General features: G+C 73.3%; 13 protein-coding genes and 1 tRNA gene. 7 read left to right on the plus strand and 7 right to left on the minus strand.

All coding sequences use genetic code 11. The features are described from left to right. Positions 1 to 33: 33 nt before the first annotated feature. The 4 genes from IF30_RS0106985 (at position 34) to fabF (ending at position 3,804) form a co-directional block, all read left to right on the plus strand. Positions 34 to 984: an ACP S-malonyltransferase gene (locus tag IF30_RS0106985; RefSeq protein WP_030233490.1), complete on the plus strand. Its 951-nt coding sequence runs from the start codon at positions 34 to 36 to the stop codon at positions 982 to 984. Next, entirely contained in the window at positions 981 to 2,024 is a 1,044-nt protein-coding gene (locus tag IF30_RS0106990) for a beta-ketoacyl-ACP synthase III (RefSeq protein ID WP_030233493.1), read from the plus strand. Before IF30_RS0106985 ends, IF30_RS0106990 begins: the two co-directional genes overlap by 4 nt. 79 nt (positions 2,025 to 2,103) lie before the next feature. Then, positions 2,104 to 2,352: an acyl carrier protein gene (locus tag IF30_RS0106995; RefSeq protein ID WP_030233495.1), complete on the plus strand. Its 249-nt coding sequence runs from the start codon at positions 2,104 to 2,106 to the stop codon at positions 2,350 to 2,352. Positions 2,353 to 2,538: 186 nt separating this feature from the next. Beyond that, positions 2,539 to 3,804, plus strand: a complete 1,266-nt coding sequence (gene fabF / locus IF30_RS0107000; protein ID WP_030233498.1) for a beta-ketoacyl-ACP synthase II — start codon at positions 2,539 to 2,541, stop codon at positions 3,802 to 3,804. Between the two features lie 101 nt (positions 3,805 to 3,905). Here fabF and IF30_RS0107005 read toward each other — a convergent pair whose 3' ends face one another. Both IF30_RS0107005 and IF30_RS0107010 read right to left on the minus strand, forming a co-directional pair. Continuing rightward, entirely contained in the window at positions 3,906 to 4,400 is a 495-nt protein-coding gene (locus IF30_RS0107005; RefSeq protein WP_030233500.1) for a DUF3145 domain-containing protein, read from the minus strand. 368 nt (positions 4,401 to 4,768) lie between these two features. After that, positions 4,769 to 5,794 (minus strand): NADP-dependent oxidoreductase, encoded by a 1,026-nt coding sequence (locus tag IF30_RS0107010; protein WP_030233504.1) that lies wholly within the window; start codon positions 5,792 to 5,794, stop codon positions 4,769 to 4,771. A 102-nt stretch (positions 5,795 to 5,896) separates the two neighbouring features. On the opposite strand from IF30_RS0107010, the gene IF30_RS0107015 reads away from it, so the two are divergent. Together IF30_RS0107015 and IF30_RS0107020 are read left to right on the plus strand one after the other, a co-directional pair. Continuing rightward, positions 5,897 to 6,361 (plus strand): MarR family winged helix-turn-helix transcriptional regulator, encoded by a 465-nt coding sequence (locus IF30_RS0107015; protein WP_030233507.1) that lies wholly within the window; start codon positions 5,897 to 5,899, stop codon positions 6,359 to 6,361. Positions 6,362 to 6,480: 119 nt separating this feature from the next. Next, positions 6,481 to 8,016, plus strand: coding sequence for an LCP family protein (locus tag IF30_RS0107020; RefSeq protein ID WP_063752526.1), 1,536 nt, complete (start codon positions 6,481 to 6,483; stop codon positions 8,014 to 8,016). Between the two features lie 4 nt (positions 8,017 to 8,020). On the opposite strand, the gene IF30_RS0107025 is transcribed toward IF30_RS0107020, so the two are convergent. From IF30_RS0107025 to IF30_RS0107045, 5 genes are all read right to left on the minus strand, one after another. Beyond that, positions 8,021 to 8,968, minus strand: a complete 948-nt coding sequence (locus IF30_RS0107025) for a 1-aminocyclopropane-1-carboxylate deaminase/D-cysteine desulfhydrase (protein ID WP_030233513.1) — start codon at positions 8,966 to 8,968, stop codon at positions 8,021 to 8,023. A gap of 74 nt (positions 8,969 to 9,042) precedes the next feature. After that, complete coding sequence (locus IF30_RS0107030) at positions 9,043 to 9,690, minus strand: GOLPH3/VPS74 family protein (RefSeq protein ID WP_030233516.1); 648 nt, start codon at positions 9,688 to 9,690, stop codon at positions 9,043 to 9,045. Positions 9,691 to 9,728: 38 nt separating this feature from the next. After that, positions 9,729 to 9,956 carry a hypothetical protein gene (locus tag IF30_RS0107035; RefSeq protein ID WP_037899235.1) on the minus strand — a complete coding sequence of 76 codons (228 nt, stop codon included), beginning with the start codon at positions 9,954 to 9,956 and terminating at the stop codon, positions 9,729 to 9,731. A gap of 10 nt (positions 9,957 to 9,966) precedes the next feature. Beyond that, positions 9,967 to 10,914, minus strand: coding sequence for an SPFH domain-containing protein (locus IF30_RS0107040; protein ID WP_030233522.1), 948 nt, complete (start codon positions 10,912 to 10,914; stop codon positions 9,967 to 9,969). Positions 10,915 to 11,212: 298 nt separating this feature from the next. Next, positions 11,213 to 11,286 (minus strand) — tRNA-Ile (locus tag IF30_RS0107045). A gap of 187 nt (positions 11,287 to 11,473) precedes the next feature. Here IF30_RS0107045 and IF30_RS0107050 point away from each other — a divergent pair. Further along, positions 11,474 to 12,340 carry a trypsin-like serine peptidase gene (locus IF30_RS0107050; protein ID WP_030233525.1) on the plus strand — a complete coding sequence of 289 codons (867 nt, stop codon included), beginning with the start codon at positions 11,474 to 11,476 and terminating at the stop codon, positions 12,338 to 12,340. Positions 12,341 to 12,441 lie beyond the last annotated feature (101 nt).

The raw sequence follows: 12,441 nt of genomic DNA on the forward strand, positions 1-12,441 counted from the left end.
GCCCCTGGGCGCCTGGCGAGAGAGGGTTGAACCGTGCTCGTAATCGTCGCCCCTGGACAGGGTGCCCAGTCCCCCGGTTTCCTCAGCCCCTGGCTGGAGCTCGACGGCGTCGCCGACCGCCTGCGCGGCTGGTCGGATGTCGCCGGGCTCGACCTGGTGCACGCCGGCACCGAGGCGTCCGCCGAGGACATCAAGGACACCGCCGTCGCCCAGCCGCTGCTGGTCGCGGCCGGCCTGGTCACCGCCCGTGCGCTCTTCCCGGACGAGGAACTCGCCCGCAAGCAGGTCGGCGCGGTGGCCGGCCACAGCGTCGGCGAGATCACCGCCGCCGCCGGTGCGGGGGTGCTCAGCGCCCACGACGCGCTGGCCTTCGTCCGTGAGCGCGGCCGGGCCATGGCCGCGGCCGCCACCGTCACCGAGACCGGCATGACCGCCGTGCTCGGCGGCGACCCGGAGGCCGTCGCGGCGAAGCTGGCCGAGCACGGCCTGACCGCGGCCAACAACAACGGCGGCGGCCAGATCGTCGCCGCCGGCACGCTGGCCCAGCTGGAGGCGCTGAAGGCGGACCCGCCGGCCGGCGCCAAGCTGATCGCCCTGAAGGTGGCCGGTGCGTTCCACACCGAGCACATGGCCCCCGGCGTCGAGCGGCTGGCCGAACTGGCCCCGACCCTGACCGCGGCCGACCCGCAGGTCCGTTTCGTCTCCAACAAGGACGGCGGGGTGGTGGACTCCGGCGCCGAGGTGCTCGCGCGCCTGGTGTCGCAGGTCTCCAACCCGGTCCGCTGGGACCTCTGCATGGAGACCCTCGGGCAGCTGGGCGCGACGGCCGTGATCGAGCTGTCGCCCGCGGGCACCCTCACCGGGCTGCTCAAGCGCAACCTCAAGGGTGTGGCCACGCTCGCCCTCAAGACCCCCGCCGACCTGGACAGGGCCCGCGAGCTCGTCGCGGAGCACGGCGGCCAGGACCAGGAGACCCAGGCATGACCAAGCCCCAGATCCGCCCGGCCGGCGGCGCGCAGTACTCGCGCATCCTCGGCGTCGGCGGCTACCGCCCGGTCCGGGTGATTCCCAACGCCGAGGTCCTGGAGTGGATCGACTCCTCCGACGAGTGGATCCGCACCCGCAGCGGGATCGCCGAGCGCCGCTGGGCCGGCCCGGAGGAGACCGTCACCGAGATGTCGGTCCAGGCCGCCGGCAAGGCCATCGCGCAGGCCGGGATCTCCGCCGACCGGATCGGCGGCGTGATCGTCGCCACCGTCTCGCACTTCAAGCAGACCCCGGCGGTCGCCACCGAGATCGCCGAGCGGCTCGGCTGCGGCACCGCCCCGGCCTTCGACATCTCGGCCGCCTGCGCCGGCTTCGGCTACGGCCTGGGCCTGGCCGACGGCATGATCCGCGGCGGCAACGCCGAGTACGTGCTGGTGATCGGTGTCGAGCGGCTCAGCGACCTGACCGACCGGTCGGACCGCTCGACCGCCTTCATCTTCGGCGACGGCGCCGGCGCCGCGATCGTCGGCCCGTCCGACGTCCCCGGCATCGGCAAGCTGATCTGGGGCTCGGACGGCTCGCAGGCCGACCTGATCACCCAGACCGAGGCGTGGGACACCGCCTTCGCCAAGCCCGACGCCGTCAACGGCGCGGGCGAGCACCCCGAGCAGGGCGTCAAGTGGCCGGCCCTGCGGATGGACGGCCAGCCGGTCTTCCGCTGGGCGGTCTGGGAGATGGCCAAGGTGGCCCAGCAGGCGCTGGACGCCGCCGGGGTGACCGCCGACCAGCTCGGCGCGTTCATCCCGCACCAGGCCAACATGCGGATCACCGACGCCATGATCAAGGCGCTCAAGCTGCCGGAGTCGGTGCCGGTCGCCCGCGACATCGCCGAGACCGGAAACACCTCCGCCGCCTCCATTCCGCTGGCGATGGAGCGCATGCTGGAGGCCGGCGAGGCCCACAGCGGGGACCTGGCGCTGATCATCGGGTTCGGGGCGGGTCTCGTGTACGCCGCGGCAGTCGTTACGCTCCCCTAGGCGCGTTTCGCCCACTCATCCACAAACCTGTGTCCGGCCGCCGGTCGGACGCGTTCAACACTGCAGAGGAGCAGCCAGTATGGCTACCAAGGACGAGGTCCTGTCCGGTCTCGCCGACATCGTCAACGAGATCGCCGGCATCCCGGTCGAGGACGTCGCGGTCGACAAGTCCTTCACCGACGACCTGGACGTCGACTCGCTGTCCATGGTCGAGGTCGTCGTGGCCGCCGAGGAGCGCTTCGACGTCAAGATCCCGGACGACGAGGTCAAGAACCTGAAGACCGTGGGCGACGCCGTGGACTACATCCTCGCCAACGCCGCCGCCTGAACGATCCACTCGTTCGCCTCGGCCGGCCCGTCCGGCGTTCCACACGCCTCCGACGGCTGACCTGTCGGCCCGGCTCACCCGAGCCAGGCCGACCCCTCCGGCCGGGACGCCCCACTGGGGCGCCCGGCCGGGCCCGTCCTCGGCTCCCGCCGACCCCCCGCACAAACGTGAGAGAAGAAGAAACCAGTGACCGCTGAAAACCGCACCGTGGTCGTCACGGGTATCGGCGCCTTCACGCCGCTGGGCGCCGACGCCGCCAGCACCTGGGAGAGCCTGGTCGCCGGGAAGTCCGGTGTGGCGGCCCTGACCGAGGAGTGGGCCGAAGAGCTGCCGGTCCGGATCGGCGCGCGCACCGCCGTCGAGCCCGGCGAGATCCTGCCGCGCCCGCTGGCCCGCAAGCTGGACCGCTCGGCCCAGTTCGCCGTGATCGCGGCCCGCGAGGCCTGGGCCGACGCCGGCTACGAGACCCCCGCCACCGACGAGTCCTCCAAGCTCGCCCCCGAACGCCTGGGCACCGTGGTCGCCTCCGGCATCGGCGGCGTGACCACCCTCCTCGACCAGTACGACGTACTGAAGGAGAAGGGCGCCCGCAAGGTCTCCCCGCACACCGTCCCGATGCTGATGCCCAACTCCCCGGCGGCCAACGTCGGTCTGGAGGTCGGCGCCCGCGCGGGTGTGCACACCCCTGTCTCCGCCTGTGCCTCCGGCGCCGAGGCGATCGGCTACGCGATCGAGATGATCCGTACCGGCCGCGCCGACGTCGTGGTGGCCGGCGGCACCGAGGCGGCGATCCACCCGCTGCCGATCGCCGCGTTCGCCAGCATGATGGCGATGTCCAAGAACAACGACGACCCGCAGCACGCCTCCCGCCCGTACGACAAGGCCCGTGACGGCTTCGTGCTGGGCGAGGGCGCCGGCGTGGTGGTCCTGGAGTCGATCGAGCACGCCGAGGCGCGCGGCGCCCGGATCTACTGCGAGGCCGTGGGCCAGGGCCTGTCCTCGGACGCCCACCACATCGCCCAGCCCGAGCCCACCGGTGCGGGCGTGGCCCGCGCGCTGGCCGACCTGTTCGAGCGCACCCAGCTGGACAAGGCCGAGATCGTGCACGTCAACGCGCACGCCACCTCGACGCCGCAGGGCGACACCGCGGAGCTGAAGGCCCTACGCAAGGAGCTCGGCGACGACCTCGACCACATCGCCGTCTCGGCCACCAAGTCGATGACCGGCCACCTGCTGGGCGGCGCCGGCGGCGTCGAGACCGTCGCCACCGTGCTGGCGCTGCACCACCGTCTGGCCCCGCCGACCATCAACGTCGACGACCTGGACGACGACGTGGACGCCGACATCGTGCGCGGCGAGGCCCGCAAGCTGCCCGAGGGCCGGATCGCGGCGCTGAACAACTCGTTCGGCTTCGGCGGCCACAACGTGGTGCTGGCCTTCCGCACCCGCTGACCTCCGCGAGGCCGCAAAGCCACGAGGACACGACGAAGGGGCCGGCGCTCTCCGCGAGCGCCGGCCCCTTCGTCGTGTCCGCCGAACCGGTCCTGCCGGTCTCAGACCACCTGGTGCAGCCAGCGCACCGGCGCGCCCTCACCCGCGTACCGGAACGGCTCCAACTCGTCGTCCCAGGGCTTGCCGAGCAGCCGGGCGATCTCGGCCTCCAGGTCGGCCCCCTCGCTGCGGGCGCGCAGCAGGACGGCGCGCAGCCGGTCCTCGGGGATCAGGATGTCGCCGTGGATGCCCGTGACGGCGTGGAAGATGCCGAGCGAGGGCGTGCTGCTGTAGCGCTCGCCCTCCGCCGTGGCGCAGGGCTCGCTGGTCACCTCGTACCGCATCAGCTGCCAGCCGCGCAGCGCGGAGGCGAGCTTCGAGGCCGTGCCGGGCTCTCCCTGCCAGGAGAGCTCGGCACGCCAATGGCCGGGTGAGGCCGGCTGGCGGATCCAGTCCAGGCTCACCCGCACACCGAGCACCCCCGCGACGGCCCACTCGACGTGCGGGCACAGCGCGCGGGGCGCGGAGTGGATGTACAGAACTCCACGTGTCGTCACCGGGACCTCCAGGCTGTGGACGAGGGTCGCCTTCCCCAGCTGCCTCGTATGCCTGCAGGTGATCCACAGTTACCCACGTTAGCCGACATTAAGCCACTAATTTGAGCAAAACGGACAGGCTTTCGCTCAATGCTAGTCGAATCCTCAACGAGGTCTACCCCTCGGCCGGATCTCTCCCCCGAACGGCCCCATCGCCGGGCGGGACCACCGTACCGCGCCGCCCCGCACCGTGGCTGACGCACTTTCGGATCCGGCCCGATTGCGGTAGTGCGACCGCGCGCCCTGCGCCCGACCGCGAACCTTCCGACAGCGAACCGCCCCGCTCGCCCGGTGGGGGCGGCGGGGCGGTCAGAGGCCCTGACTGGGCGTCAGCTCTCCAGGCGGACGACCATCTTGCCGGTGTTGGCACCGCGCAGCAGGTCGATGAAGGCCTCGGCGGCGCTCTCGAAACCGTCCACCACGGTTTCGTCGGACCGGAGCTCACCGGCCGCGAGCCAGCCCGCGACCTCGGCGACGAACTGCGGCTGGAGCGCGGCGTGGTCGCCGACCAGCATGCCCTCCAGGCGCAGCCGCTTGCCGATCGCGAGCGCGAGGTTGCGCGGGGCGGCGGGTGCGGTGGTCTCGTTGTACTGGGCGATCGCCCCGCAGAGCACCGCGCGGCCGTGCACGCCGAGCGCGCCGATCGCGGCCTCCAGGTGGTCGCCGCCGACGTTGTCGAAGTAGAGGTCGATGCCCTCCGGGGCGGCCTTCGCGAGCTGCTCGGCGACCGAGCCGTCCTTGTAGTTGAACGCGGCGTCGAAGCCGTACTCGTCCACCAGCTTGGCGACCTTCTCCGCGGAGCCGGCCGAACCGACCACCAGGGAGGCGCCCTTGAGCCGGGCGATCTGGCCGACCAGCGAGCCGACCGCGCCGGCCGCGCCGGAGACGAAGACCTTGTCGCCCTCCTTGAGGCCGCCCACGGCGAGCAGGCCGGCGTAGGCCGTCAGGCCGGGCATGCCGAGCACGCCGAGATAGGCGGAGAGCGGGGCGGCGGAGGCGTCGACCTTGACGGCGCGCTTGGCGTCGACGGTCGCGTACTCGCGCCAGCCGAGGCCGTGCAGCACCGCGTCGCCGGGGGCGAAGCCCTCGGCCTCCGAGGCGACGACGTAGCCGACGGCGCCGCCGTCCATGGCCTCGCCGAGCCGGAACGGCGGCACGTAGGACTTCACGTCGTTCATCCGGCCGCGCATGTACGGGTCGACCGAGAGGAAGGCGTTGCGGACCAGGATCTCGCCCGGGCCGGGGGTGCGGACCGGGGCCTCGACGAGGGCGAAGTCGGTCGGCACCGGCCAACCCTGCGGGCGGGCGGCGAGGTGCCATTCACGGGCGGTCGCGGGAGTGGCCTGCTCTGCCATGGATGATGCTCCTTGCGGTCAGCTGCATGAAAGGTTGAGAAACTTAAGTAACGATGGACATGAAAGGTTCACCTTGTCAACTTTTCAGGTAGACTCTGGAGCATGGACACTCAGCCGACCCAGGACGCCACGCCGCAGCCCGACGAGATCACCCGCGAGGTCGTCGACCTGATGGCCAACCTGGTCGCGCTCTTCCACCGCGAGTACGAGGAGGCCGCCGCCGCCCGCTCGCTCACCGGCGCCCAGGCCAAGGTGCTCGCCCTGCTGCGGCGCGGGCCGATGCCGATGCGCCAGATCGCCCAGACGCTCAGCTGCGAGCCGTCCAACATCACCGGCATCGTCGACCGGCTGGAGACCCGCGGCTTCGTGACGCGCGAGGCCGACCGGCAGGACCGCCGGGTCAAGCTGGTCGCCGCCACCCCCACCGGCTCGGCCGCCTCCGAGGAGCTGCGCGAGTCGCTGAACTTCGCCCGCGAGCCGCTGGCAGCGCTCGGCTCGCAGGAGCGGACGGTCCTGCGCGACCTGCTCCGGCGGATGCTCGCGGGCGCCGCCGGCCCCGGCGCGTGACCAGCATCACAGGTCCGCCGGGCGAACCGTTCGCCCTTCGGCGGTAACCGAACGGCCTTCCGGAACGTCTAACGTTCGAACATCGAACGCGAGAGACCTGAGGACGGGGGGCACGGAGGATGAGCACCAGCACGCGCCGACGCCGCTACCTGCGGACCGCCATCGGCCTGGCCGCCGTTCTGGTGCTGTCGGTCGTGGGTGCCGGAGCCTGGTTCTACCACCGGCTCGACAGCAACATCACCACCTTCGACGCGGGCGGCGTCGCCACCGAACGCCCGCCGGCCCCCGTACCGGCCAGCCCGGGCGCCTCCGTCCCCGTCAACGTGCTGCTGCTCGGCTCGGACACCCGCGACAACGGCAACGACTCGCTGGGCGGCGGCGAGGAGGGCGTCGGCCACTCGGACACCGCGATCGTGGTGCACGTCTACGCCGACCACAAGCACGCCGTCGGCGTCTCCATCCCGCGCGACACCCTGCTCACCGTGCCGTCCTGCAAGCTGCGGGACGGCACGTGGACGGCCCCGAAGACCGACCAGATGTTCAACTCCGCCTTCACCGTGGGCGACTACCCGCAGGGCAACCCGGCCTGTACGCAGAACACCGTGGAGAAGCTCACCGGGCTGCGGATCGACCACACCGTCGTCGTCGACTTCAAGGGCGCGGCCGCGATGGCCGACGCCGTGGGCGGCGTGGAGGCCTGCGTGCCCAACGACGTCAACCAGTACGGCATCCACCTCAAGAAGGGCCTGCAGAAGCTCTCCGGCCAGTCCGCGGTGGACTACCTCCGGGCCCGCCACGGCATCGGCGACAACTCCGACATAGGCCGGATCAAGCGCCAGCAGGCCTTCCTCTCCTCGATGGTCAGGAAGGTCCAGAGCCAGGGCTTCTCCCTGCCCACCCTGCTGCCGCTGGCCGACGCGGCCACCAAGTCGCTCACCGTGGACGAGGGGCTGGGCACCGCGATGAAGCTGGTGGACTTCGCCCGTTCGGTGCAGGACATCAAGCTCTCCGACGTCACCTTCGTCACCGCGCCCTGGCGCTTCGCCGGCGAGCGGGTGCGACTGGTCCAGCCGGACGCCGACGCGCTCTGGAAGCTGCTGCGCGAGGACCGCACCCTGGACGGGCAGAGCACCACCGGGACGGGCCAGGTGACCACCTCCCCCACCGCCGGCCCGGGCGCGACGGGCGGCGCCGACGCCCCGCTCACCCCGCTCACTCCCGAGCAGGCCGCGGCACCCGTCACCGTGGTCAACGGGGTCGGCACCGCCGGACTGGCCGGCTCCGGCGCGGAGGCGCTCAAGGGCCGGGGCTTCCGCAACGTCACGCTCGGCGCCAACGAGCCGGGGCACCAGACCACCCGGATCGCCTACGACCCGGCCCTGAAGACCACCGCCGACCAGGTCGCGGCGCTCTTCCCCGGCGCCCGGGCCGTCGAGGAGCCCGGCTCGGGAGCGATCACCGTCACCCTCGGCGCCGACTACAGTCCCGCGGCCGGCCGGAACGACTCGGTGTCCTCCCCGAGCCCGGGGCCCGGTGCCGCTCCCGGCACGGCTACCGGCGCCCCCGCCCCCCAGCCCTCCGCCGTCCCCACCGGCATAGCGGAGAACACCCGCAACGCCGACACCGACCCCTGCGCCGACCTGACCTTCGGCTGACGCCCTACTCCTGGTCCTGGTCCTGGTCCGGTGCCGGGTCCGGGTCCGGGTCCGGCAGCCCGGTGACCACGGCGGTGAGGCGGGTACCGGGCGGGAAGGCACCCGCTCCGGCCAGGTCGGCCAGCGCGGCCAGCAGCTTGGCGACGTAGCGGCGCTCCAACGGGATGCCGTGGCGGCGCTCGAACAGCTCGGCGAAGGCGGCCAGGCTCGCCGGTACCCTGCCGTAGCCGCCCCCGTGGTGCCCGTGGTCGATCCGCCAGTTCCCGAACTCGCGGCCGTAGGCGGCCCGGTGGAGCCGGGAGACCTCCGCCTCCAGGTAGCCCTCGCCGCCGCGCAACACGGCCACGCCGAGCGCCCGCGCCCCCGGCGGCAGGCCCGCCGCGACGCCGGCCAGGGTGCCGCCGGTGCCGACCGGGCAGCAGACCAGGTCGCGCTCGCCCAGGTCGGGCAGCTCGGCGGGGATCGCGGCCGCGCCGACGGCGGCCAGGGCGTTGGAGCCGCCCTCCGGGAGCACCAGGCAGGGGCCCCAGCGGCGCTGAAGGTCCTCCGTACCGGGTTCGCCGCCGGCCCGGCCGGTGGCCTCCCGGTAGGCGGCCCTGGTCAGGAACTCCAGCCGCATCCCGGCCGCCTCGGCGGCCCGCAGCGACCAGTTGCGCGGCCGGTCGGCCAGCTCCTCGCCGCGCACCAGCCCGACGCTCTCCAGCCCGAGCGCCCCGGCGGCGACCGCGACGGCCCGCAGGTGGGTCGAGTACGCCCCTCCGAAGGTCAGCAGCCGGGTGTGGCCCCGCTCGACGGCGGCGGCCAGGTTGGGGGCCAGCTTGCGCCACTTGTTGCCGGGAACGGTCGGGTGCAGCAGGTCGTCCCGCTTGAGCCGCAGCTCCACCCCGGCCCGGGCGAACACCTCGTCGGTGCAGTCCACCAGCGGGGTCGGCAGCAGGGCGGGTTCGAGCACCCGGCCAGCTTACGGGCCCGCGCACGGCGGGAGCCCGGCCGCCCTGTCGGCGGCCGGGCCCGGGGTGGGGCGGCTCAGCCCCCGGCCGACACGTCCGAGCGCCTGGCGTTGACGGCCCGGCGCAGGGCGCGCGGGACGGGACCGGCGGCGGGAGCGAGCTTCTCGATGCGGGCCCGGAACTCGCGCCTCTCGCGCCGGCTCAGCGCCGAGCCCAGCTGGGCCGCGTCGACCAGGGCGACCAGGGCGGCGTCCTCCGGGTCGACCCGGCTGAACGGGCCCCTCAGCGCCGAACCGAGCGACGCCACGAGCGACTTGCGCAGCCGGGGCTGGGCCAGGACGACCCGGGCGCACGGGAACAGTCCGAGCAGCCGGTGCTGCTCGATCCGGATCCGGCCGTCCGCCGCCAGGCCGTCCCGGACCACGCGCGCGGCGCGGGACGTCGAGCCCCGGCTCCGGCCGATCCAGCTCTGCCAGCTGCGCCGGCGCTCCTGCCGGATCCGTTCCAGCAGCGCGGCGGTGAGCGGGTCGAGGCCGTCGGTCGGCCCGCCGGCGACGGCGACCGGGTACCGGCCGTCCTCACGGACCAGGCCCCGCCGCAGGAGTTCGGTGAGCGCCGCCGCCCGTACCACCAGGTCGAGCCGGTCGGTGGCGGTGAGCCGCTCGCGCTCGGGGTGGTAGGCCAACAGGTACAGCTTCTCGGGGAGGGTGGCGGGCAGGTCCATGTCGGTCTCCGAAAGGTGGTCGCGCGCCCGGTCGCCGGTCAGCTCTCGTCGGAGCCGCCGTCCTCCGGGCTCTCCTTGGGCGGGCGTCCGCGCCGGGGAAGCCGGTTCGCGCCGCCGGGCATCCGGCCCGCGGCCGTGAGGGCCCGGCGGAGCAGGAACTCGATCTGCGCGTTGGTGCTGCGCAGGTCGTCCGCGGCCCATCTGGCGAGTGCGTCGTGAACTGAAGGGTCCAGTCGCAGCAGGATCTTCTTCCGTTCCGTCGCCACTGCCGCGCCTTTACTGGTAGAGGGAACCGGTGTTCACGACGGGCTGGGTACCGCGGTCGCCGCAGAGCACCACCAGGAGGTTGCTCACCATGGCCGCCTTGCGCTCCTCGTCGAGTTCGACGACGTCGCGCTCGGCGAGGCGGTCCAGCGCCTCCTCGACCATACCGACGGCGCCCTCGACGATCAGCCTGCGCGCCGCCACCACGGCTCCGGCCTGCTGGCGCTGGAGCATCACCTGGGCGACCTCCGGCGCGTACGCGAGCCTGGTGATCCGGGACTCGACGACCCGCACCCCGGCCGCGGCGACGCGCTCGGCGATCTCGGCGGAGAGCTTGCGGGCGATCTCGTCCGCACCGTCGCGCAGCGACAACTGGCCCTCGTGGTGGGCGTCGTACGGGTAGCTGGTGGCGATGTGCCGGACGGCCGTCTCGGTCTGGATGGCGACGAAGTCGGTGTAGTCGTCCACCTCGAACACGGCCATCGCGGTGTCCTCGACCTGCCAGACCACCACGGCGGCGATCTCGATCGGGTTGCCGTCCGCGTCGTTGACCTTGGTGGTCTCGGTCTCGTGGTTGCGGATCCGCAGGGAGATGCGCCGGCGGCTGGTGAACGGGTTCATCCAGGTCAGCCCCTCGGCGCGGATGGTGCCCCGGTAGCGCCCGAGCAGCTGGACCACCCGGGCCTGACCGGGCGAGACCACCGTCAGCCCGCCCAGCAGCACCAGCGAGGTCACCGCCAGCACCGACCCGAGCACCATCAGCGCCGCGCCCAACCCCTGCTGCCCGTGCGCCAGTTGCACCGCCCCGGCGACGATCGACCCGACGCCCGCGACCACGCCGGACAGCGAACCGAAGAGCATCGGCAGCCCGGCCGCCCCGGTGATGACCCGTTCGGTGATCCTGGGGACCGGAAGGTCCGGAACGGCACCGTCCTCGACGGCGTGACGCGGTGTGGCCATGGAACCCATCCCCCTTGTGCGGGCGTCAGCTGCGCGAGTGTCCGCTGCAGCTGTCAAAGTGATATCACTTTTTTCGCGCACGGCGCCAGGGGTCGGCAGCGGGGGCACCGAGGGGGACGGAGGCGGGGAACCGTCGGAAGGACGCCGGGACCGATGCCCACAGGCGGGTGAATTCCGGCGCGCCACCCGGGAGAGGAGGTGGCCGCGTCCTAGACTCTGCGTCGTCGCAGGCGGCCGAGCCCAGCTCAGGGGCCTGCCCGCGGAGGGGTCGGACGACCCTCGTCGTCCATCGCGAAGGTGGGGCGGGTGGGACTCGAACCCACGACCAAGGGATTATGAGTCCCCTGCTCTAACCGGCTGAGCTACCGCCCCGGTTCGCCGCGCGCCGGTCATCGGCCACGGCAGCAGCAGACGGCCCCAGCGAGGCCGTCCCGGGCAGCATAGCCGGTCGATCACCCGTGGTGCGCGCCGGGGGCGCACCCGGGTACGGGAGGGCGTGCGCCTCCGGGCGGTGCAGCCCGGGTGGCGGCTGAGCGCCGGTCCGGGGCAGCCTGGGCGGATGACGAGACGTAGGGAGGGGGTCGCGGCCTGGGTGCTCGCCCCGGTACTGGCCGCGGCGGGCTGCACCACCTCGGCCGGGCCCGGCGGGGGCGCGCCCACGGTCACCTCGGCCCCGGCCACGGCCGCCTCGGCGTCGGCCGCCCCGGGGGGCGGCCACGGCTGGACCAGGCAGCGGTTCAAGGGCGCGGTCGGCCGGCGCACCGGGGTCACCCGCACCGCCAAGCCCACCGTGCTCAACGGACTGGTCGGCGCGCTCTTCACCCGCAACGCCGACGGCGACCACTTCTGCACCGCCAGCGTGATCGACAGCGCCGGACTCAACCTCATCGTCACCGCCGCCCACTGCGTGTGGGATCCGAAGCTCGGCCGGCGCAGCGACCTCGTCTTCGTCCCCGGCTACCGGGACGGCGACACCCCCAGCGGCGTCTGGCCGCTGCTCGCCGTCACCGTGGACGACGCCTGGAAGGACCACGCCGACCCGGACGTGGACGTCGCCTTCGCGGTCGTCCAGGCCCAGAACGGGCAGCAGGTCCAGCAGGTGCTCGGCGCCAACCGACTCGGCGTCAACCGCGGCTACCGGCTCCCGGTGCGGGTCACCGGCTACCCGGGCAGCAGCGAGGTGCCGATCACCTGCTCCAACACCACCTCCGAGCAGAGCCCCACCCAGCTGCGGATCGACTGCCCCGACTACACCGGCGGCACCAGCGGCAGCCCCTGGGTCACCGACTTCGACCCGGCGACCAGGACCGGCACCGCCGTCGGCGTGATCGGCGGCTACCAGGAGGGCGGCAACAGCCCCGACACCTCGTACAGCAGCTACTTCGGCGACCGCGTCCAGGCGCTGTACGACCGCGCCACCGGCTGACCGGGCCGACACCGCAACCCGGCGGTGGCACCGCCGGGCACGGCCTGGTAGATCTTCCTGACGAACGGTGGAACGCACAGTCCGGTGCCCGCCCCCGAGGA

This window comes from Streptomyces sp. NRRL S-350 (assembly GCF_000719705.1).
In the GTDB taxonomy this organism is placed as follows: domain Bacteria; phylum Actinomycetota; class Actinomycetes; order Streptomycetales; family Streptomycetaceae; genus Kitasatospora.